General features: G+C 71.3%; 14 protein-coding genes. 7 read left to right on the top strand and 7 right to left on the bottom strand.

Annotated features, from left to right (window positions below; translation table 11 throughout):
- Positions 1-14: 14 nt before the first annotated feature.
- The 5 genes from ACWCPN_RS00450 to ACWCPN_RS00430 all read right to left on the bottom strand — a co-directional run bounded on the left by ACWCPN_RS00450 (position 15) and on the right by ACWCPN_RS00430 (position 5,017).
- Positions 15-443 (bottom strand): hypothetical protein, encoded by a 429-nt coding sequence (locus ACWCPN_RS00450; RefSeq protein WP_451201439.1) that lies wholly within the window; start codon positions 441-443, stop codon positions 15-17.
- A gap of 118 nt (positions 444-561) precedes the next feature.
- Entirely contained in the window at positions 562-1,578 is a 1,017-nt protein-coding gene (locus ACWCPN_RS00445) for a DUF2637 domain-containing protein (protein WP_451201438.1), read from the bottom strand.
- Between the two features lie 238 nt (positions 1,579-1,816).
- The gene (locus tag ACWCPN_RS00440) at positions 1,817-2,836 is read right to left on the bottom strand and encodes a TolB family protein (RefSeq protein ID WP_451201435.1); all 1,020 of its coding nucleotides are present in this window, start codon (positions 2,834-2,836) and stop codon (positions 1,817-1,819) included.
- Entirely contained in the window at positions 2,833-4,128 is a 1,296-nt protein-coding gene (locus ACWCPN_RS00435) for an MFS transporter (RefSeq protein ID WP_451201434.1), read from the bottom strand. The genes ACWCPN_RS00440 and ACWCPN_RS00435 overlap by 4 nt, the downstream gene beginning before the upstream one ends.
- Position 4,129: 1 nt before the next feature.
- Complete coding sequence (locus tag ACWCPN_RS00430) at positions 4,130-5,017, bottom strand: alkaline phosphatase family protein (protein WP_451201432.1); 888 nt, start codon at positions 5,015-5,017, stop codon at positions 4,130-4,132.
- A gap of 226 nt (positions 5,018-5,243) precedes the next feature.
- Here ACWCPN_RS00430 and ACWCPN_RS00425 point away from each other — a divergent pair, with 226 nt between their 5' ends.
- On the top strand, positions 5,244-8,246 hold the full coding sequence (locus ACWCPN_RS00425) for a bifunctional [glutamine synthetase] adenylyltransferase/[glutamine synthetase]-adenylyl-L-tyrosine phosphorylase (RefSeq protein WP_451201429.1): 3,003 nt from the start codon (positions 5,244-5,246) through the stop codon (positions 8,244-8,246).
- Here ACWCPN_RS00425 and ACWCPN_RS00420 read toward each other — a convergent pair.
- Complete coding sequence (locus ACWCPN_RS00420) at positions 8,228-9,088, bottom strand: phosphatase PAP2 family protein (RefSeq protein ID WP_451201428.1); 861 nt, start codon at positions 9,086-9,088, stop codon at positions 8,228-8,230. The genes ACWCPN_RS00425 and ACWCPN_RS00420 overlap by 19 nt on opposite strands.
- A 132-nt stretch (positions 9,089-9,220) precedes the next feature.
- Complete coding sequence (locus ACWCPN_RS00415) at positions 9,221-10,255, bottom strand: LacI family DNA-binding transcriptional regulator (protein WP_365123146.1); 1,035 nt, start codon at positions 10,253-10,255, stop codon at positions 9,221-9,223.
- A 448-nt stretch (positions 10,256-10,703) separates the two neighbouring features.
- Here ACWCPN_RS00415 and ACWCPN_RS00410 point away from each other — a divergent pair, with 448 nt between their 5' ends.
- The 6 genes from ACWCPN_RS00410 (at position 10,704) to pulA (ending at position 23,014) form a co-directional block, all read left to right on the top strand.
- Positions 10,704-11,975: an extracellular solute-binding protein gene (locus ACWCPN_RS00410; RefSeq protein WP_451201425.1), complete on the top strand. Its 1,272-nt coding sequence runs from the start codon at positions 10,704-10,706 to the stop codon at positions 11,973-11,975.
- Between the two features lie 101 nt (positions 11,976-12,076).
- Entirely contained in the window at positions 12,077-13,081 is a 1,005-nt protein-coding gene (locus ACWCPN_RS00405; RefSeq protein ID WP_365123142.1) for a carbohydrate ABC transporter permease, read from the top strand.
- A gap of 13 nt (positions 13,082-13,094) precedes the next feature.
- Entirely contained in the window at positions 13,095-14,015 is a 921-nt protein-coding gene (locus ACWCPN_RS00400; protein WP_451201422.1) for a sugar ABC transporter permease, read from the top strand.
- A 193-nt stretch (positions 14,016-14,208) separates the two neighbouring features.
- Positions 14,209-15,894, top strand: coding sequence for a glycoside hydrolase family 13 protein (locus ACWCPN_RS00395; RefSeq protein ID WP_451201420.1), 1,686 nt, complete (start codon positions 14,209-14,211; stop codon positions 15,892-15,894).
- Between the two features lie 154 nt (positions 15,895-16,048).
- Positions 16,049-17,422: an alpha-amylase gene (locus ACWCPN_RS00390; RefSeq protein WP_451201418.1), complete on the top strand. Its 1,374-nt coding sequence runs from the start codon at positions 16,049-16,051 to the stop codon at positions 17,420-17,422.
- A gap of 192 nt (positions 17,423-17,614) precedes the next feature.
- Entirely contained in the window at positions 17,615-23,014 is a 5,400-nt protein-coding gene (pulA, locus tag ACWCPN_RS00385; RefSeq protein ID WP_451201415.1) for a pullulanase-type alpha-1,6-glucosidase, read from the top strand.
- Positions 23,015-23,073: the final 59 nt, after the last annotated feature.

Genomic DNA, 23,073 nt, shown 5'->3' with positions numbered 1-23,073 from the left:
CTCCCGCAGGCAGGTCAGCAGTTGACGGGCGGGTTGCCGGAGGCGACCCGGCAGAAGTCCGCTCCGGGCCCACCGTCGACCAAGCCGGCGTTCGGGCCCACGAACAGGGAGTCGCCGCCGTCGCCGCCGAGGATCCTCCCGCTCGACGTGGTGCCCGAGTTGGCCGTGACGGAGTCACCGCCGGCGCCACCGTCGACGGTGCCGGCGACGACGCCGTTGACGGCGATGTAGTCGCTCCCGCCCAGGCCGTTGACGCTGTCGCCCGGGGCGAGGGCACCGCAGCTGATGTAGTCGGAACCGGCCGTACCGTTGACGGTCGTGCCGGACACGGGAACGCCGTTGACCGTGCACGACGTCAGGGCCTGAGCGGGCGTCGCGGTCAGGGCGAGGGGGGCGGCCGCGAGGGCGGCGGCGCAGAGCGTGCGCATCACGTGTCTGATCATGCAATGAATGGGTTCACGGGGGCCGCATGATCGCAATCCGGCACGGCCGGTGACGCCACCGTCCGGGGCGGTCCGCCGCCCGGACGGGCCACCGGTGGCCGGTGGCCCGTCGCGCGGGTCATCTGCCCCGGGCCCCCTGCGCGGGGCGCTGCCGGTGCCGGGAGATGCGCTGGCGCGGCGGCCGGGTCAGGGTGACCTGCTGAACCAGTTGCTGGAAGCAGGTCAGGGCGGCGAGGGCCGGCAGGACGGCCGCGGCCACCCCGGTGAAGGACCGTTCGGCCTCGGCCACGCAGAGCGTCATCGCGACGGAGGAGAACAGCAGCACCACGCACCAGGAGTGCAGGGCGCGCCGCCGGTGCAGCGCGGTCCGCAGGATGGAGAGCGAGGCCACCATCCAGGGGCCGTAGACGAGCAGCGGCCACCAGTGCAGCGGGCCGCTCCGGGTCCTGGCCGCGATGTGCTGGAGCGGCGCGTAGGCGGCCAGGCCGCCGAACACGCTCACCATCGCCACGATGGCGGCGGCGAGCGCCGCGATCAGGAAGCTGACCGTCTGCAGCCACGTGAAGCGCAGCAGTCTGCGCGTGCGCACCTTCCGGTGCCCGACGGGATGGCGCCGGATGGGCGGCAGTTCGCTGGTGATCCGCGCAAGGTTCTCCATCGGGTCGCCGGGGCCGCGCTCGGTGCCGTACGGCGGCTCGGCCCCGGTGCCGTACGACGGCTCACCTCCGTAGGCCGGCTCGCTCCCGTAGGCCGGCTCGGCCGCGAACGGCGGCTCCGTTTCGTACGACGGCTCGGCCCCGTACAACGGCTGTCCCCCGTAGGCCGGTTCGCCTCCGTACGCGGTCCCGGTGCCGTACGTCGGGTCGCCCCCGTACACGGTGCCCGAGCCGTAGGCCGGTTCACCCCCGTACGCGGTCCCCGTGCCGTAGGCCGGTTCGGCCCCGTACCCCGCCCCCGTGCCGTACACCGGCTCGGTGCCGTAGGGCTGTCCGTTGCGCGGGGGCGGCACGGGGGCCGCGTGCTGGGCCGCCTGCGTGCTCGCGGCGTCCTGCAGCAGATAGGTGAGTTCCTCGACCGGGTCCCAGCTCTCCTCCAGGGGGGCCGTCGAATAGAAATCCGCGTATTCGTTGTTCACGGAAAAAGACCCGCCCCCGTCAGCCGGCCGCGTGGCAGCCGGAGCGTCCCTGGTCGTTCCGGCGCAGACCGAGGTCCCCCTGGGCCGCATCGCGTACCCTCAAGCGCCTTGCTTTCGTCATATTCCGCTAACGCGGCCGAACTCCTCCGGATGCGCGGCATTCGAGTGAGTCTGATCCGGACGGAGCAGTGGCGACGTCATTTCTGATGAAGAGTCGAATACTCCGTTAAAAAGGCGTTCAACGCGAGAATACGGGGGACAGACCCGCCGTCAGCAGGCGCCGCGGGGTGCCGGTCCCGTCCGCCGGGACCGTGTAGAGGTCGGCCCCGTAGTCGCCCGGCAGCGCGTACACCACCGTGTGGTCGTCCCGCCACAGCGCCTGGTCGTCCACGCTCCGGGTCTCCGCCAGCGGCGTCTCGCGCATCGTGCGCAGGTCCAGGACGTACAGGCGCCAGGGGGCGTCCTTGGGCAGGCCCCTGACCCGCTTCTTGTAGGCGACGCGGGTGCCGTCGGGGGAGAGGGACGGGCACTCGACGTCGGTGTGCAGGGTGGTGACCGTGCGCGCGCGGAGATCGCCGCGCACCAGACGGGTGCTGCCGCCCGTCGCCAGCGTCGCGTAGAACGTGCGGTCGTCGGCGGCGAACGTCACGCCCCAGAAGTTGACGTCGGCCGCCCGGTAGGGGTGCCCGTCCTTGACGATCCGGAAGGACTCCAGGGTCGGGATCAGCCTGCCGGTACGGGTGTCGACGATCGCCGCCCGGGTGGAGAAGTCGGTGCCCGCGTACGAGTCGCCGCCCACGAACGCCGTCCAGGCGGCGAAGTGCCCGGTGGGGGAGACCCGGGCCCGCGAGGGGATGCCGGGCACGTCGTAGCGCGCCCGTTCCTTCAGGCGCGCGTCCAGGATCAGCGCGCGGTAGGTGTCCGAGACCGGGCCGTGCACGGCCTGCAGACAGACCCCGGTGCCTGCGGCGGCGTGGAAGCGCAGGCACTTGACGCCCGAGGCGGTGCGCGGTCCGGCCGGGTCGGCGGCCGGGACCGTGGTCAGCTCGTCGCGGTGCGGGCCCCACGCCATGTTGCGGAAGACCATCCGGCCGTGGCCGGTCAGCGTCACCGGGCCCGGTGCGACCGCGGGGCCGCCGGCCTGCGCGTGGTCGCGGCGGTCCGCGCGCGCCGACGCGTGGAGCACGGACGCCAGGGCGACCGCGGCCAGCACCGCGACGGCCGTGAGCAGGATCAGGACGCGGGTACGTGCGGTCATGCGGTCGTGGTGCCTTCCGGTGTGCCCGGGACGCGGGGGGTGCCGCCGGGACGCAGGGTGAGGGAGAACGCCGCGCACCCGGCCAGCGCGACCGTGGCGCCGGCCAGTGCCGCGCGGTCGCCCCACACCGTCCAGGCCGCGCCGAACAGCAGCGAGCAGGCGAAGCGGGCCAGCGCCTGCCCGGTCTGCACCACGGCCAGGCCCGAGGAGCGCAGCGCCTCCGGTACGCCGTCCGAGGCCGCCGCCATCAGCACCCCGTCGGTGGCCGCGTAGAAGGCGCCGTGCAGGGCCAGGACGAGGTACGGCAGGGCGGTCCCGTGCCAGGAGGTGAGCAGCAGGACGTAGCACAGGAGCAGAGCCGCGTGGCCGGCCAGGAAGACCGCCCAGCGGCCCACCCGGTCCGCCAGCCGGCCCAGCCCCGTCGCCAGCAGCAGGAACGCGGCGGCGGTGCCGAGCGGCAGCAGCGCGAACCAGCGGTCGGGCACGCCGAGACGGCGCTGCAGCAGCAGGTAGACGAAGGAGTCGCCGACCGTGGCCAGGCCGAGCAGCAGCGCGCAGACGGTGACGCGGCGCAGGTCGCGGCGGCGCAGCAGGGCCAGCGCCGCGCGCACCGTGGGACGTTGGGCCGCGGCCGGGGCCGCTCCCGCGGGGCCGTCCGGCACGAACAGTACGAGCACCAGCACGCCGGTCACCGCCACGCAGAAGCTGACCGTGAACACCGCGTCGTAGCCGTCCACCGTGGCCCGCAGGATCAGGAAGGCCGCCAGCGGGCCGAGCAGGGCGCCGGCGGTGTCCATCGCGCGGTGCACCCCGAACGCCCGGCCGCGGGTCTCCGGTGTGCTGGACAGCGAGATCAGCGCGTCCCGGGGAGCGGTGCGCAGCCCCTTGCCGGTGCGGTCGGCGGCCAGGACGATCCCGATCGGGGTGAGCGAGTGCGCCACCAGCAGCAGGGGCTTGCACAGCGCCGAGACGCCGTAGCCCAGTCCCGCCACCCACTTGTGCCGGCCGCCGCCCCGGTCGGCCAGGTGACCGCCCACCAGCCGTACGAGGGCGGAGAAGCCGTTGTGGATGCCGTCGAGCAGTCCGAAGCCCAGCGGGGACAGGCCGAGCCCGGACACCAGGTACAGCGGCAGCACCGCCGTGACCATCTCGGACGACACGTCGGTGACCAGGCTGACCGTGCCGAGGGCGAGCACCGTGGGGGCCACCGCGGCACGGCGCCGCCCGGCCACCGGCCGGACGGCGCCTTCCGCGGACGCCGGCGTACCGGCGCGGCTGTCCGCTACGTACACGTCAGGACGCCCAGACGCCGGTGATGTCCTTGGCGGAGGCCGCGTTGCCCGCGTGCGTGCTCAGGCCCTGGGTGTCCTCCAGGGTGCGCAGCAGGTCGTAGTGGTTGTAGGTGGTGGCGGACGAGGCCCCGGGGGTGACCGGCTGTCCGTACAGGACCGTCGGGATGCGGTTGCCGCTGAGCCGGTTGTCCTCGTCGAAGGTGACGACGAGCAGGCTGTTGTGGGTCTTGGCCCAGGTCGCGTACGCGCCCAGGTTGTTCTGCAGCCAGGTGTCACCCGTCGACACCGAGCAGTCGTGCATGTCGCTGCACAGGTTGGGGATCACGAACGAGATCTGGGGCAGGGCCGAGTAGTCCGCCGGGAACTGCGCGAAGGTCCTGGCGCTCGACGTCGGTACGTTGCTGAAGCCGAACCACGGGTTGTGCTTGCGCGCGTACTTGCCGCTGCTGCACGTGGTCGAACCCTGGCTCGGCAGCGTCTCGTTGTAGCTGGCCCAGCTCCGGCCGGCGGCGATCGTCTCCGAGGCCAGGTTCGGCGCGGACGAGAAGCCCGGGGTGTAGCAGCTGTCGTCCGTGACGCCCTGCGTCGAACCGGAGAACAGGGCGAAGTAGTTGGGCTGGCTCGGGTGGGTCTCGCCGTACGCCTGGCTCAGGTTGGCGCCGCCGGACTTGAGCGAGTTGATGTACGGGGCGCTGGAGGAGCCGATGACCTGGCTGTAGGCGTGGTTCTCGAAGACCACGACGACCACGTGGTCCGGGCTCGGCACGGCGCCCGCGGCATGCGCGGACTCACCGCCGAGCCCGGTCCACAGACCGATCGCGGCCGCGGCGAGAGCGGTCACCGAGGCCACGAGCGTACGGGCACGGCGGTACACGGGACTGCCGGACACATCAACCTCCGGTAGGGGGTGCGGGGCTGGCGGTGCGGACAGAGCATGCACACGCCAATATGCCCGTGGCCCACGGGCCCGAACCCCGCGGATGAAGAGCGGGTGAACTGCTGGGTGCCGCCCTCGTCGGCGCGGGCACCGGGGCCGTCCGCATCAGGCGGGGCCGGCCCCTGTGCGGTTAGGCTCGGCGCAGGACGAGGTGGACTGATCGCAGGGGAGGCCGGGCATGACGCCGGGGCGCAGAAGCAGTACCTTCACGCGGCTGCTGCGGCACGGCTTCACCGATCCGTCCGACGCCGAGCGGCTGCTGGACAGCGGCGAGCTGGCGGCGGTGCGCGACGACCCGGTGCTGCTGGAGGCCCTCGGCGCCACCGCCGATCCCGACCTCGCCCTGCACGGACTGGTCCGGCTCCTGGAGGCGCAGCCCGCCCCGACCGCCCGCCGCGAGCTGCTGGACACCCTGACCGCGTCCAAGCCGCTGCGCGACCGCCTGCTCGGCGTCCTCGGCGCCTCCGCCGCCCTCGCCGACCACCTCGCCCGGCACGCCGGCGACTGGCAGGCCCTGGTCACCTACGAGCCCCGGGACCTGCACCGAGGGGTGGAGGAGTTCGAGCGGGGCCTCGCGGAGGCCACCGACCCCGTCTCCCTCCGGGTGGCCTACCGCCGCTGTCTGCTCTCCATCGCCGCCCGGGACGTCTGCGGCACCATCGACGTCGCCGACACCGCCGCCGAGCTGGCCGACCTCGCCACCGCCACCCTGCGCGCCGCCCTGTCCCAGGCCCGCAAGGACGCCCCCGGGGACGCCGCCGCCTGCCGCCTCGCGGTGATCGCGATGGGCAAGTGCGGCGGACACGAGCTGAACTACGTCTCCGACGTGGACGTGATCTTCGTGGCCGAGGCGGCCGACGGCGCGGACGAGGACAAGGCGCTCAGATCCGCCACCAAGCTCGCCTCGCACATGATGCGGATCTGCTCGGAGACCACCGTCGAGGGCTCCATCTGGCCCGTCGACGCCAACCTCCGCCCCGAGGGCCGCAACGGCCCCCTGGTGCGCACCCTCAGCAGCCACCTCGCCTACTACCAGCGCTGGGCCAAGACCTGGGAGTTCCAGGCGCTGCTCAAGGCCCGCCCGGTCGCCGGCGACGCCGAGCTGGGCAAGGCCTACACCGACGCCCTCGGCCCCCTGGTCTGGCAGGCCGCCGAGCGGGAGAACTTCGTCGCCGACGTGCAGCGCATGCGCCGCCGCGTCATCGAGAACATCCCCGCCGCCGAGCTCGACCGCCAGCTCAAGCTCGGCCCGGGCGGGCTGCGGGACGTCGAGTTCGCCGTACAGCTGCTGCAGCTCGTGCACGGCCGCACCGACGCCACCCTGCGCAGCGGCACCACCCTGGACGCGCTGCGGGCCCTCGCCTCCGGCGGCTACGTGGGCCGCGAGGACGCCGCCCGCCTCGACGAGGCCTACCGCTTCCTGCGCTCCATGGAGCACCGCATCCAGCTCTACCGGCTGCGCCGCACCCATCTCGTCCCCGAGGCGGAGGCCGACCTGCGCCGCCTCGGCCGCTCACTGGGCCTGCGCACCGACCCGGTGACCGGCCTGCGGCGCGAGTGGAAGCGGCACTCCGGCGTCGTACGTCGGCTGCACGAGAAGCTCTTCTACCGCCCGCTGCTCGACGCGGTCGCCCAGCTCGCGCCCGGCGAGGCCCGGCTCAGCGCCGAGGCGGCCCGCGAGCGCATGGTCGCCCTCGGCTACGCCGACCCGGCCGCCGCCCTGCGCCACCTGGAGGCCCTCGCCTCCGGAGTGACCCGCAAGGCGGCCATCCAGCGCACCCTGCTGCCCGTCCTGCTCGGCTGGTTCGCCGACTCCGCCGACCCGGACGCCGGCCTGCTCAACTTCCGCAAGGTCTCCGACGCGCTCGGCAAGACCCCCTGGTACCTGCGGCTGCTGCGGGACGAGGGCGCGGCCGCCGAGAACCTGGCCCGCGTCCTGTCGGCCGGCCGCCTCGCCCCCGACCTGCTGATGCGCGCCCCCGAGGCGGTGGCGCTGCTCGGCGACGGCGACCGCGGCGGCGGCCTGGAGCCCCGCGAGCGCGGCCAGCTCGAGCAGGAGGTGCTCGCCGCCGTGCGCCGCGCGGAGAACGCCGCCCAGGGCGTCACCGCGGCCCGCGGCGTCCGCCGCCGCGAGCTGTTCCGCACGGCCGCCGCGGACATCGTCGGCTCCTACGGCACCGAGACCAGCGCCGCCGAGGCCGACCAGGGCGCCCTGGTGGACCGGGTCGGCGCCGCCGTCTCCGACCTGACCGCCGCCACCCTGGCCGGCACCCTGCGCGCGGTGGTCCGCGAGGGCTGGGGCGACACCCTGCCGACCCGGTTCGCGATCATCGCCATGGGCCGCTTCGGCGGGAACGAGCTGGGCTACGGCTCCGACGCCGACGTGCTGTTCGTGCACGAGCCGCGGGACGGCGTCGACGAGCAGGAGGCCGCGGCGGCCGCCAACAAGGTCGTCGCCGAGATGCGCCGGCTGCTGCAGCTCCCCAGCGCCGACCCGCCGCTGCTCATCGACGCCGGGCTGCGCCCCGAGGGCAAGTCCGGGCCGCTGGTGCGCACCCTGAAGTCGTACGAGGCCTACTACCGCCGCTGGTCGCTGGTCTGGGAGTCGCAGGCGCTGCTGCGGGCCGAGCCGGTCGCCGGGGACGCCGATCTCGGCCGCCGCTTCACCGAGCTGATCGACCCGCTGCGCCATCCGCAGGCGGGGCTCGGCGAGGACGAGGTCCGCGAGATCCGCCGGCTCAAGGCCCGCATGGAGTCCGAGCGGCTCCCGCGCGGCGCCGACCCCAAGCTGCACACCAAGCTCGGTCCCGGCGGCCTCTCCGACGTGGAGTGGACCGTGCAACTGCTCCAGCTCCGGTACGGCGCGCGCGAGCCCGGTCTGCGCACCACCCGCACCCGCGCGGCCCTGGCCGCCGCCCAGGAGGCCGGGCTGCTCTCCGCCGAGGACACCGCCGTGCTGGACGAGGCGTGGGTGCTGGCCACCCGGGTGCGCAACGCGGTCATGCTGGTCCGGGGCCGGGCCGGGGACACCTTCCCCACCGAGCCGCGCGAACTGGCCGCCGTCGGGCGCTACCTCGGCTACGGCTCCGGTCATGCCGGGGACATGCTGGACGCGTACCGCCGCACCACCCGCAGGGCGCGCACGGTCGTGGAGCAGCAGTTCTACGCGGACGGTGCCTGAGCCCGCGCCGCGGTCCGCGAGGGCACCAGCCTCGGCAGCGCGTACGGCAGGCCGCCGTACCAGAGCCGGGCCACCGTGAAGCCGAAGGCCAGGCAGACCGCCCCGCCCACCGCGTCCAGCCAGAAGTGGTTGGCGGTGGCGACGATCACCAGCAGGGTCGCCGCCGGGTACACCAGTCCCAGCACCCGGACCCAGGGCACCGACGCCAGCGCGAAGACCGTCAGGCCGCACCACAGCGACCAGCCGATGTGCATCGACGGCATCGCCGCGTACTGGTTCGACATGTGCTTCAGGTCGCCCGAGGCCATCGAACCCCAGGTGTGGTGCGCCGAGACCGTGTCGACGAAGCGGCCGCCGTTCATCAGCCGGGGCGGGGCCAGCGGGAACAGGTAGTAGCCGGCCAGGGCCGCACCCGTGGTCGCGAACAGCGTCAGCCGGGTCGCCGCGTAGCGCCCGGGATGCCAGTGGTAGAGCCACACCAGGACCGCGATGGTGATCACGAAGTGCAGCGTGGCGTAGTAGTAGTTCATCCCGACGATCAGCCAAGTCACCGCATTGGCGGCATGGTTGACGGACTGCTCGACGGCGACGCCCGCCTGGTGCTCGGCCCGCCAGACCCAGTCGGCGTTGCGCAGCGCCTTCGCCCGCTGCTCCGGGACCGCGTTGCGGATCATGGAGTACGTCCAGTAACTCACCGCGATCAGCAGGATCTCGAACCAGAGCCGGGGCCGGCGCGGGCTGCGCAGGCGGTGCAGACGGCCCCGACTGTCCTCGCCCGTGACGGCCCGCGGAACGGCCACCTCCTCGCGACCTTCCGGCTCTGTCACGGTCGAGTCACTCATAGCCACGCAGTCTGCCAGAAAAGACTTCTCCGACAGATCATCCCAAGCCCGGTTCCGGGCCGCACGTCCTACGGCGCGCGCCCGGCTCCCGTCCGCGGTCCCGGGCGGGCCGTCACGCGTGCCCGCACCGGCTCAGCCGCGGGCGCGGTCCCCCGGGGCGGAGGCGGTCGAACCGCGCACCACCAGCTCCGGCATGAACACGAACTCGCTGTGCGGCGCGGGCGTCCCGCCGATGTCCTCCAGCAGCGTGCGCACGGCCGCCTGCCCCATCGCCGGGACGGGCTTGCGGACCGTGGTCAGCGGCGGGTCGGTGAACGCGATCAGCGGGGAGTCGTCGAAGCCCACCACCGAGATGTCCCGCGGCACCTCCAGGCCGAGCTGCCGGGCGGCCCGTATGGCGCCGAGCGCCATCATGTCGCTCGCGCAGACCACCGCCGTGCAGTCCCGCCCGATCAGTGCCGTCGCGGCCGCCTGGCCACCCTCCAGCGTGTACAGCGAGTGCTGGATCAGCTCGGTCTCCACCGTCTGCGCGGCGAGTCCCAGCTGCTCCTGCACCGCCCGTACGAAGCCCTCGATCTTGCGCTGCACCGGTACGAACCGCTTCGGGCCGAGCGCCAGCCCGATCCGGGTGTGCCCCAGCGACGCCAGGTGCGTCACCGCCAGCGACATCGCGGCCCGGTCGTCCGGCGAGATGAACGGCGCCTCGACCTTCGGCGAGAACCCGTCCACCAGCACGAACGGGACGCCCTGCGCCCGCAGCCGCTCGTAGCGCTGCATGTCGGCGGTGGTGTCCGCGTGCAGCCCCGAGACGTAGATGATCCCCGCCACCCCGCGGTCCACGAGCATCTCGGTCAGCTCGTCCTCCGTCGACCCGCCCGGGGTCTGGGTGGCGAGCACCGGGGTGTAGCCCTGCCGGGTGAGGGCCTGGCCGATGACCTGGGCCAGGGCCGGGAATATCGGGTTCTCCAGCTCGGGGGTGATCAGCCCCACGAGCCCCTCGCTGCGCTGGCGCAGCCGCACCGGGCGCTCGTAGCCGAGCACGTCCAGCGCGGCCAGCACGGACTGGCGGGTGGTGGCCGCGACGCCCGGCTTGCCGTTGAGAACGCGGCTGACGGTCGCTTCGCTCACCCCCGCCTGCGCAGCGATGTCCGCAAGCCTTGTGGTCACGGCACCGGACTGTACCGGCCGGACCCCGCCTTGCACACCGACGGGACGCCGTGCGCGGGCGGCCGAACGGCCTGCCGGGGATTGCTGCCTCATCGCGCTCCTCGTCCTTCGCGGTCCCTTGTGAGGTCCTTGTCGAGCCGGTGTCCGCTCGCAAGGGGATGATTCCGGCGACGGAGGCGGATGGCAAGGCCTTGCAGAGTCTTGCACAAGTGTCCGTCAACCCGTGTACCGGCGGCGAAACAGGGTTTCGGTGGGATCTAGCGCAGGTCACGGCGAGGTAACCGTCGTGTTCTCTTGCACTTTTTTGCTGCAAGGTCTTTCGCGGGGCTTACATCGCTGTTACGTTCCTGGTCGCCCGGCCGCGGCAACGGCGCAGTCGGCAAGACAGCAGGGCCGGCGGACGGGACCGCCCCTGCATCACACGGGCTTTAACCCTCAAGGAGAACTCATGCGGCGTGGCATAGCGGCCTCCGCGCTGGTGGCGTCCCTCGCCCTGGCGGCGACGGCGTGCGGCGGTGGCGACAGCGACAGCAAGTCGGACGGCCCGGTCACCATCACCTGGTGGGACACCTCCAACGCCACCAACGAGGCACCGACGTACAAGGCCTTGGTCCAGCAGTTCGAGGCCGCCAACAAGGACGTCAAGGTCAAGTACGTCAACGTGCCCTTCGACCAGGCGCAGAACAAGTTCGACACCGCGGCCGGGTCCAAGGGTGCCCCGGACCTGCTGCGCTCCGAGGTCGGCTGGACCCCGGCCTTCGCCAAGAAGGGCTACTTCCTGCCGCTGGACGGCACCGAGGCCCTCGCCGACCAGGCCAAGTTCGAGCCGAACCTGATCAAGCAGGCCCAGTACGAGGGCAAGACCTACGGCGTGCCGCTGGTCACCGACACCCTCGCCCTGGTCTACAACAAGGCCCTCTTCAAGAAGGCCGGCATCACCGAGGCCCCCAAGACCTGGGACGAGCTGAAGTCCGACGCCGCCAAGGTCCAGGCCAAGGCGGGCGTGAGCGGCTACTGGGGCTCCACCCAGGCCTACTACGCCCAGTCCTTCCTGTACGGCGAGGGCACCGACACCGTCGACGCCGCCGCCAAGAAGGTCACGGTGAACTCGGCCGCCGCCAAGAAGGCCTACGGCACCTGGCTGAGCCTGTTCTCCGGCAAGGGTCTGCACAAGGCCGACACCACCGCCGACGCCTACGCCCACATCCAGGACGCGTTCGTCAACGGCAAGGTCGCCGCGATCATCCAGGGCCCCTGGGAGATCACGAACTTCTACAAGGGCAGCGCCTTCAAGGACAAGTCCAACCTCGGCATCGCCACCGTCCCGGCCGGCTCGGCCGGCAAGGCGGGCGCTCCGACCGGCGGCCACAACCTCTCGGTCTACGCCGGCTCCGACAAGGCCCACCAGGCCGCGGCGCTGAAGTTCGTGAAGTTCATGACCTCGGCGAAGTCCCAGGAGACCATCGCCCTGAAGAACTCCACCCTGCCGACCCGCGGTGACGCCTACACCGCCCAGGTCAAGGCCGACCCCGGCATCGCCGGCTACCAGGGCGTCCTCTCCGCCGCCCAGCCCCGCCCGGCGCTGCCCGAGTACAGCTCCCTGTGGGGTCCGCTGGACACCGAGCTGCCCAAGATCGCGGGTGGCAAGGAGTCGCTGGACAAGGGCCTGAGCAACGCCGAGCTGGCCGTCGCCAAGCTGGTGCCCGACTTCAGCAAGTGAGCCCGAGTGGCCGCCGGATCCTCTCCTGAAAGGGGGGGAGGGATCCGGTGGCCACCGCCCTGTGCCCGGCCCAACCCTGATCTTCCAGAAGGTGTCGAACCATGACAGTCGCCATCGACCGCGCGACCGGCAAGCGCCGCGGTGACCGCGCGCCTCGGCCCGGGCTGGGCCGGCGCATCAAGAGTGGCTACCAGAAACACTGGTACGCGTACGCGATGATCGCCCCGGTGGCGGTCGTGCTGGGCGCGCTGGTGATCTACCCGCTGGTGTACGGCCTGTACCTGACGCTCACCGACGCCAACAGCCTGAACACCGCCCGCACCATCGGCGTCAACCACATCGACGCCACCTACAAGTTCATCGGGCTCGACAACTACAAGGACATCCTGTTCGGCCCGACGGCGTACGACCGCTTCTGGTCGCACTTCATCTGGACGATCGCCTGGACCGCCCTCTGTGTCGCGCTGCACTACTGCATCGGCCTGGGCCTCGCCCTGCTGCTCAACCAGAAGCTGCGCGGCCGCACCTTCTACCGGCTGATCCTCATCCTGCCGTGGGCCGTGCCCACCTTCGTCACCGTCTTCGGCTGGCGCTTCATGCTCGCCGACGGGGGCATCATCAACTCGGCGCTCGACGCGCTGCACCTGCCGGCCCCGCTGTGGCTCGAGGACACCTTCTGGCAGCGCTTCGCCGCCATCATGGTCAACACCTGGTGCGGTGTGCCCTTCATGATGGTCTCCCTGCTCGGCGGCCTGCAGTCCATCGACTCCTCGCTCTACGAGGCGGCCGAGATGGACGGCGCGAACGCCTGGCAGCGCTTCCGGTACGTCACCCTGCCGGGCCTGCGGTCGGTCAGCTCCACCGTCGTGCTGCTGGGCATCATCTGGACGTTCAACCAGTTCGCGGTCATCTTCCTGCTCTTCGGCAACACGGCGCCGGACGCACAGATCCTCGTCACCTGGGCCTACTACCTGGGCTTCGGACAGCAGCCGCGTGACTTCGCGCAGTCGGCCGCCTACGGCATCCTGCTGCTGGCCATCCTGATCGTCTTCACCTCGTTCTACCGCCGCTGGCTGAACCGCAACGAGCAGCAGCTCGCGATCTGAGGCAGGAGTCCCCATGAGCACCACGACACCTCCCGAGGCCACCGCCCAGAAGCCGGTGACCCCCCAGGTCCTGGAGGCCCTGAACCGCGGCCCGGCGTCCCGCAAGGGCAAGCGCCGCCCGCTGGCCTCCCTGGCCTCCCACGGCATCCTCACCGTCGCGAGCCTGATCGCCCTGTTCCCGATCGCCTGGCTGATCTTCCTCTCCCTCGGCCCGGACAAGGACGACTACCTGCACCCGGGCGGCATCTGGCACAAGATGACGTTCAGCAACTACTCGTTCGTCCTGCAGCACACCGGCTTCTTCGACTGGATGAAGAGCTCGCTGATCGTCTCGCTGGGCACCACCGTCGTCGGCGTCTTCGTCGCGGCCACCACCGGCTACGCCGTGTCCCGGATGCGCTTCCCCGGCTACAAGAAGTTCATGTGGGTGCTGCTGGTCACCCAGATGTTCCCGATCGCCGTGCTCATCGTGCCGATGTACCAGATCCTCTCGGACCTGCAGCTCATCGACAGCTACCTCGGCCTGATCCTGGTCTACTGCTCGACCGCGGTGCCCTACAGCGCCTGGCTGCTCAAGGGCTACTTCGACACGATCCCGTTCGAGATCGACGAGGCGGGACGGGTCGACGGCCTCACCCCGTTCGGCACCTTCTTCCGGCTGATCCTGCCGCTCGCCAAGCCGGGCCTGGCGGTCGCCGCCTTCTACAACTTCATCACCGCGTTCGGTGAGGTCGCCTTCGCCTCGACGTTCATGCTCGACGACAGCAAGTACACCTTCGCCGTCGGTCTGCAGAGCTTCGTCAGCGAGCACGACGCCCAGCGCAACCTCATGGCGGCCACCGCCGTGCTGGTCGCGATACCCGTGTCCGCGTTCTTCTACCTCGTGCAGAAGAACCTCGTCACCGGCCTCACCGCCGGCGGCACCAAGGGCTGACGCCCGCCGGAGGAATGCTCCCGCGCGCCGCAGTGCGCGCGGGTAGGCGGCCGCGGTGTCCATCCGACCCCGCCGGCACCGCGGCCGCCTCGCAAGCACCGGTCCCCGCCGCCGTACACACGCCCATCACTGACCCTTCCCTTCGTGCCCGGCCCCGCCCGGGCGGGGGGACCCCCACCGCATCAAGGACGCCATGAGCCAGCAGAATTCTGCAGCCCCGGCCACCGACTCCGCCGTCGCCACCGTCGCCGCCAGCCGTGACTGGTGGCGGGACGCGGTCATCTACCAGGTCTACCCGCGCAGCTTCGCCGACAGCAACGGCGACGGCATGGGCGACCTGGAGGGCGTGCGCTCCCGCCTCCCGTACCTGCGCGACCTCGGTGTCGACGCCGTGTGGCTCAGCCCCTTCTACGCCTCCCCGCAGGCGGACGCCGGCTACGACGTCGCGGACTACCGCGCCGTCGACCCCATGTTCGGCAACCTGCTCGACGCCGACGCACTGATCCGCGACGCCCGCGGGCTGGGCCTGCGGGTCATCGTCGACCTGGTCCCCAACCACTCCTCCGACCAGCACGAGTGGTTCAAGCGCGCTCTCGCCGAGGGCCCCGGCTCCCCGCTGCGCGAGCGCTACCACTTCCGCCCCGGCAAGGGCACGGACGGCGAACTGCCGCCCAACGACTGGGAGTCCATCTTCGGCGGCCCGGCGTGGACCCGGGTGACCGAGCCGGACGGCACCCCGGGCGAGTGGTACCTGCACCTGTTCGCCCCCGAGCAGCCGGACTTCAACTGGGAGCACCCGGCCGTCGGCGACGAGTTCCGCTCCATCCTGCGCTTCTGGCTGGACATGGGCGTGGACGGCTTCCGCATCGACGTGGCCCACGGTCTGGTGAAGGCCGACGGCCTGCCCGACCTCGGCTCCCACGACCAGCTGAAGCTGCTGGGCAACGATGTCATGCCGTTCTTCGACCAGGACGGCGTGCACGAGATCTACCGCCAGTGGCGCACCGTCCTCGACGAGTACGCGGGCGAGCGGATCTTCGTCGCCGAGGCGTGGACGCCGACCGTCGAGCGCACCGCCAACTACGTCCGCCCGGACGAGCTGCACCAGGCGTTCAACTTCCAGTACCTGGGCACCGAGTGGGACGCGGCGGAGCTGCGCACGGTCATCGACCGCACCCTGGAGGCGATGCGCCCGGTCGGCGCCCCGGCCACCTGGGTCCTGTCCAACCACGACGTCACCCGGCACGCCACCCGCTTCGCCAACCCGCCCGGCCTCGGCACCCAGATCCGCACCGCCGGCGACCGCGACCTCGGCCTGCGCCGGGCCCGCGCGGCCTCCCTGCTGATGCTCGCCCTGCCCGGCTCGGCGTACATCTACCAGGGCGAGGAACTGGGCCTGCCGGACGTGGTGGACCTCCCCGACGAGGTGCGCCAGGACCCCGCGTACTTCCGGGGCGCCGGCCAGGACGGCTTCCGCGACGGCTGCCGGGTGCCGATCCCGTGGACCCGCGAGGGCTCCAGCTACGGCTTCGGCGACGGCGGGAGCTGGCTGCCGCAGCCGGCTAGCTGGGCCGAGCTGAGCGTGGAGGCGCAGACCGGCGTGGCCGGTTCGACGCTGGAGCTGTACCGCTCCGCGCTCGGCCTGCGCCGCTCCCACCCCGGTCTGGGCGCGGGCGAGGCGGTGGAGTGGCTGCGGGCCCCGGAGGGCGTGGTGGCCTTCCGGCGCGGCGAGTTCGTGTGCGTCGCCAACACCACCGGCGAGTCGGTGACCATGCCGGCGTACGGCCGGGTCCTGCTCGCCAGCGGTGAGGTGACCGAGGCGGGCGGCGAGGCCAAGGTGCCGGCGGACACCACCGTCTGGTGGACCGCGGCGGACTGACGCCCCCGCTGAAATTTCTTGCATCAACTTCACACCGGCCCGCTGCCTTTCAGGCAGCGGGCCTTTAACATCTGCGTCACCGCAAGTTTGCTGAAACATTTCAGCAAGCGCCATCGGCGGTACCCCACACCCTTCGATGAAGAAGGAACCCCACATGGCACGCAGAACCCTCTCCGGCGCGGTCGCCCTCACGGCCGCCGCCCTTGTCATGACCCCGACGAGCGCACAGGCCTCCCCGCCCGGCACCAAGGACGTCACGGCGGTGCTCTTCGAGTGGAACTACGCCTCGGTGGCCCGCGAGTGCACCAGCACGCTCGGCCCCGCCGGCTACGGCTACGTCCAGGTCTCCCCGCCCGCCGAGCACATACAGGGCTCGCAGTGGTGGACCTCGTACCAGCCCGTCAGCTACAAGATCGCAGGCCGCCTCGGTGACCGCTCCGCGTTCCAGAACATGGTGAACACCTGCCACTCGGCGGGCGTGAAGGTCGTCGTCGACACGGTGATCAACCACATGTCGGCGGGCAGCGGCACCGGCACCGGCGGCTCGTCGTACACGAAGTACAACTACCCGGGCCTGTACTCGTCCTACGACTTCGACGACTGCACCTCCCAGGTCAGCAACTACCAGGACCGCTGGAACGTCCAGCACTGCGAACTGGTCGGCCTGGCCGACCTCGACACCGGCGAGGAGTACGTCCGCAAGGCCATCGCCGGTTACATGAACGACCTGCTCACCCTGGGCGTCGACGGCTTCCGCATCGACGCGGCCAAGCACATCGACAGCGCCGATCTCGCCAACATCAAGTCGCGGCTGACGAACCCCGGGGCCTACTGGAAGCAGGAGGTCATCTACGGCGCGGGCGAGGCCGTCCAGCCCACCGAGTACACCGGCAACGGGGACGTCCAGGAGTTCCGCTACGCCTACGACCTCAAGCGGGTCTTCAACAACGAGAAGCTGGCCTACCTCACCAACTACGGCGAGGGCTGGGGCTACCTGAGCAGCTCCAAGGCCGGCGTCTTCGTCGACAACCACGACACCGAGCGCAACGGCTCCACCCTCAACTACAAGAGCGGCGCCAACTACACCCTGGCCAACGTCTTCATGCTGGCCTGGCCCTACGGCGCCCCCGACATCAACTCCGGCTACGAGTGGTCCGACGCGGACGCCGGCCCGCCCAACGGCGGCCAGGTGAACGCGTGCTGGCAGGACGGCTGGAAGTGCCAGCACAAGTGGGCCGAGATCGTCGGCATGGTCCCCTTCCGCAACGCCACCCGGGGCCAGTCGGTCACCAACTGGTGGGACAACGGCAACAACGCGATCGCCTTCGGCCGGGGCAGCAAGGGCTACGTGGCCATCAACCACGAGTCCTCCTCGCTGACCCGCACCTACCAGACCTCGCTGCCCGCGGGCACCTACTGCAACGTCCAGAACAACACCACGGTGACGGTGAACTCCAGCGGCCAGTTCTCGGCCACCCTCGGTTCGAACACGGCCCTGGCCATCTACGCCGGCAAGTCGAGCTGCTGACGCGATGAGGCCCGTGCCGCCGCCCCCCCCGGCGGCACGGGCCAACTCGGTTGAAATTGCTTACCGATGCTTTCAAGCCTCTTGCTGCAACCCTTTCGCGGGCGATACGGTCGCGCGGGCGCCCGGCATCGGAGCCGAGCCGCGGCGTGGGGTCGGACCCAGAAGAGCCGTAATCGCTAGGAGTTCCCGCCTGTGATACCGAGATGGCCGGCGCCCTCGAGGCGTCGTACCCCGTACCGGCGGAGGGCCGCGGTCGTGACCGCCGCCGCTCTCGCCGCCGCCCTCGTGCAGCCGCTGTCCGCCCACGCGGACACGCCGCCCGCGCCCCCTTCGGACGCCGCTCTCGCCGCCCAGGCCGCACGGCACGACGACACGCGCGAGCAGTTCTACTTCGTCATGCCGGACCGTTTCGCCAACGGGGACACCTCCAACGACAGGGGCGGCCTCACCGGCTCGCGCCTGAGCACCGGCTACGACCCCACCGACAAGGGGTTCTACCAGGGCGGTGACCTCAAGGGCCTGACCAAGCGGCTCGACTACATCAAGGGACTCGGCACCACCTCCATCTGGATGGCGCCGATCTTCAAGAACCGCCCCGTGCAGGGGACCGGCGACAACGCCTCGGCCGGCTACCACGGTTACTGGATCACCGACTTCACCCAGGTCGACCCGCACTTCGGGACCAACAAGGACCTGTCGACCCTCATCTCCAAGGCGCACGCCAAGGGCATGAAGGTCTTCTTCGACGTCATCACCAACCACACCGCGGACGTCGTGGACTACCAGGAGAAGTCCTACGGCTACCTGTCCAAGGGCGCCTTCCCGTACCTGACGAGGGACGGCAGGCCCTTCGACGACAGCGACTACGCCGGCGGCACGAAGAAGTTCCCGGCCACCGACGCCGGCTCCTTCCCGTACACGCCGCGGGTCACCAGCCGGAGCAAGGTCCCGGCCTGGCTCAACGACCCGACGATGTACCACAACCGGGGCGACTCGACCTATGCCGGCGAGTCCACCACCTACGGCGACTTCTCCGGCCTCGACGACCTGTGGACCGAACGTCCCGAGGTCGTGAAGGGCATGGAGAAGATCTACCAGCGGTGGGTCGGCGACTACGGCATCGACGGTTTCCGCATCGACACCGTCAAGCACGTCGACATGGACTTCTGGACGCAGTGGGCGACCGCGCTGGACACCTATGCGGCCGCGCACGGGCGGAAGAACTTCTTCATGTTCGGCGAGGTCTACTCCGCCGACACCTCCGTCACCTCCCCGTACGTCACCCAGGGCCGGCTGGACGCCACCCTCGACTTCCCCTTCCAGGACGCGGCCCGCGCCTACGCCTCCCAGGGCGGCAGCGCGCAGAAGCTGGCGGGCGTCTTCGGTGACGACTACAAGTACACGTCCGGCAAGGCCAACGCGTACGAGCAGGTCACCTTCCTCGGCAACCACGACATGGGCCGCATCGGGTACTTCCTCAAGCAGGACAACCCCAAGGCCACCGACGCCGAGATCCTCCAGAAGGACAAGCTCGCCAACGAGCTGATGTTCCTCAGCCGCGGCAACCCGGTCGTCTACTACGGCGACGAGCAGGGCTTCACCGGCGCCGGCGGCGACAAGGACGCCCGCCAGACGATGTTCGCCTCGAAGGTCGCCGACTACCTCGACGACGACGAGATCGGCACCGACCGCACCCACGCGAGCGACGCCTACGACACCCGGGCCCCGCTGTACCGGCAGATCGCCGCGCTCGCGAAGCTCCGCAGGACCGACCCGGCGCTCACCGACGGGGTCCAGACCGAGCGCTACGCCGCCGACGGCGCCGGGATCTACGCGTTCACCCGCACCGACGCGAAGACCGGCCAGGAATACGTCGTCGCCCTCAACAACGCCGGCGAGGCGAAGACGGCGACCTTCGCGACCGGTTCGGCCGGCATGTCCTACCGGGGCCTCTACGGGGCCGGCGACACCCGCTCCTCCGACGCGGACCGCAGGCTCACCGTCACCGTCCCGGCCGGCACCGCCGTCGTCTACAAGGCCGCGGGCACCCTCGCCAAGCCCGCCACCGAGCCGACGATCACCCTGCAGGCACCGGCCGCCGGCGCCACCGGGACCGTCGAGCCGAGCGCGGACGTCGAGGGCGGGCGGCTCAACCGCGTCGTCTTCGCCGCCCAGGTCGGCAACGGCAAGTGGCGCATGCTCGGGTCCGCCGACCACGCCCCCTACAAGGTCACCCAGGCCATCGGCGAGGACGTGCCGGCCGGCACCGCCCTGCGCTACAAGGCGGTCGTGATCGACTCGGCCGGGCACACCGCGAGCGCCACGGCGAGCAGCACCACCGGCACCCCGGCGGCCCCCGAGGTCCCCACCGCCTCCTCCCGCGACTACGCGGTCGTCCACTACAAGCGCACGGACGGCGACTACGCCGACTGGGGCCTGTACGCCTGGGGCGACCTCGCCGACGGGGAGGCGACGAACTGGCCCGCCAGCCACCCCTTCGTCGGCCGCGACGCCTACGGCGCCTTCGCCTACGTCAAGCTCAAGCCCGGTGCCTCCAACGTCGGCTTCCTGGTCATCGACAAGGACGGCAACAAGGACGTCTCCGCCGACCGGTCCATCGACGTCACCAGGACGGGTGAGGTCTGGATCGAGCAGGGCAAGGACGGCGTGCAGACCGAGAAGCCCGACTACCCGGCCCAGGACACCGCCAAGGCGGTCCTGCACTACCACCGCGCCGACGGCGACTACGACGGCTGGGGCCTGCACGTCTGGACGGGCGCCGCGAACCCCACCGACTGGTCGAACCCCCTGAAGCCGGTGAAGACTGATGCCTATGGCGCGGTCTTCGAGGTACCGCTCACCGAGGGTGCCACCAGCCTCAGCTACATCATCCACAAGGGCGACGACAAGGATCTCCCGACCGACCAGTCCCTGGACCTCAAGGCCGACGGGCACGAGGTGTGGCTGTTGAACGGCCAGGTGCAGTACCTCCTGCCGCAGCCCGCGGGCAGCGCGGCCGCCCTCGACCTGACCACCTCCAAGGCGATCTGGATCGACCGGGACACCGTCGCCTGGAACGGCGTCGACGGTGCCGCCTCCACCCAGCTCCTGTACTCCCCGGACGGCTCCATCGCCGTCAAGGACGGCGCGCTGACCAGCGACGACGAGCACTGGCTGCGCCTGACCAAGACGGCGCTCACCGACGCCCAGAAGGCGAAGTTCCCGCACCTGAGGAACTACACCGCCTGGTCCGTCGACCCGCGTGACCGGGACCGGGTGCGCGCCGCCCTGAACGGGCAGCTCGTGGCCTCGCAGCGGGCCGCCAACGGCGCCGTGCTGGCCGCGACCGGCGTGCAGATCGCCGGGGTGCTGGACGACGTCTACGACGCCACCGGCGCCAGGCTCGGACCGGTGTTCCACGACGGCAGGCCCACGCTCGCCGTCTGGGCGCCCACCGCCCACTCCGTGCGGCTCGAACTGGACGGCCGCACGGTGCCCATGCACCGCAGCGCGGCCACCGGCGTCTGGTCCGTCACCGGCCCGGCGTCCTGGAAGGGCAAGCCCTACCGGTACGTCGTGAAGGTGTGGGCGCCCAGCGTCCGCAAGATGGTCACCAACAAGGTCACCGACCCCTACTCGGTCGCCCTCACCGCCGACTCCGAGCGCAGCCTCGTCGTCGACCTGAACGACCGGGCCCTGGCGCCCGGCGGCTGGTCGGGCCTGCGCAAGCCCACGGCCGTGCCGCTGAAGGACGCGCAGATCCAGGAGCTGCACATCCGGGACTACTCGGTCGCCGACAAGACCGTCCCGGCCAAGGACCAGGGCACCTACCTGGCCTTCACCGACAAGAACAGCGACGGCTCCAGGCACCTGCGCGCGCTGGCGAAGTCCGGCACCTCGTACGTGCACCTGCTGCCGGCCTTCGACATCGCCACCATCCCCGAGAAGAAGGCCGACCGCGCGAGCACCGACTGCGACCTGGCCTCCTACCCGGCCGACTCCGACAAGCAGCAGGAGTGCGTGGCGAAGACCGCCGCCAAGGACGCCTACAACTGGGGCTACGACCCCTACCACTACACGGTCCCCGAGGGCTCGTACGCCACCGACCCCGACGGCACCGCCCGTACGGTCCAGTTCCGGAAGATGGTGCAGGCGCTCAACCAGGACGGCCTCCGGGTCGTCATGGACGTCGTCTACAACCACACGGCCGCCAGCGGCCAGGCCGACACCAGCGTGCTGGACCGCATCGTGCCCGGCTACTACCAGCGGCTCCTCGCCGACGGCTCGGTCGCCAACAGCACCTGCTGCGCCAACACCGCGACCGAGAACGCGATGATGGGCAAGCTGGTCGTGGACTCGATCGTCACCTGGGCCAAGGAGTACAAGGTCGACGGCTTCCGCTTCGACCTCATGGGCCACCACCCGAAGGCCAACATCCTCGCGGTCCGCAAGGCCCTCGACGCGCTGACCCTGAAGAAGGACGGCGTCGACGGCAAGAAGATCATCCTGTACGGGGAGGGCTGGAACTTCGGCGAGGTCGCGGACGACGCGCGCTTCGTGCAGGCCACGCAGAAGAACATGGCCGGCACCGGCATCGCCACCTTCTCCGACCGGGCCCGTGACGCGGTGCGCGGCGGCAGCCCCTTCGACTCCGACCCCGGCGTCCAGGGCTTCGCGTCCGGGCTGTACACCGACCCCAACTCCTCCACCGCCAACGGCACCGAGGCGGAGCAGAAGGCCCGGCTGCTGCACTACCAGGACCTGATCAAGGTCGGTCTGAGCGGCAACCTCGCCAAGTACCGGTTCACCGACTCGGCCGGCAAGGAGGTCACCGGCGCCGAGATCGACTACAACGGCGCCCCGGCCGGTTACGCGGACGCGCCCGGCGACGCCCTCGCCTACGTGGACGCGCACGACAACGAGTCGCTGTTCGACGCCCTGACCTACAAGCTCCCCAAGGACACCTCCGCGTCCGACCGGGCCCGCATGCAGGTCCTGGCGATGGCCACGGCCGCCCTCTCGCAGGGGCCGGCGCTCTCCCAGGCGGGCACCGACCTGCTGCGCTCGAAGTCGCTGGACCGCAACTCCTTCGACAGCGGCGACTGGTTCAACGCCATCCACTGGAACTGCGCCGACGGCAACGGCTTCGGGCGCGGACTGCCCATGGCGGCCGACAACGAGTCCAAGTGGCCGTACGCCAGGCCGCTGCTGAGCACGGTGAAGGTGGGCTGCCCGCAGATCACCGGCGCCTCGGCCGCCTACCGGGACCTGCTGCGCATCCGTACCTCGGAGAAGGCCTTCTCCCTCGGCACGGCCGCGCGGGTGCAGGACCGGCTGTCCTTCCCGCTGTCGGGCAAGGACGAGACGCCCGGCGTGATCACCATGCGACTCGGTGACCTGGTCGTGGTCTTCAACGCCACCCCGCAGCGCCAGGAGCAGCGGATCGGCGCCCTCGCCGGTACGCACTTCCGGCTCCACCCGGTGCAGGCGACGGGCACCGACCCGGTGGTGAAGTCCGCCTCCTACGCGGCCGGTTCGGGCACGTTCACCGTCCCGGCGCGGACCGTGGCGGTGTTCAGCCGAGGCGCGTGACCTGAGCGACGGCCGGTGCCCCGGCCAGGGCTCAAGAGGGGCGGACCGTGCACACGGTC

It is taken from the genome of Streptomyces sp. NPDC002386 (genome assembly GCF_053593175.1).
This window is presented reverse-complemented; position numbering and strand designations above follow the sequence as displayed.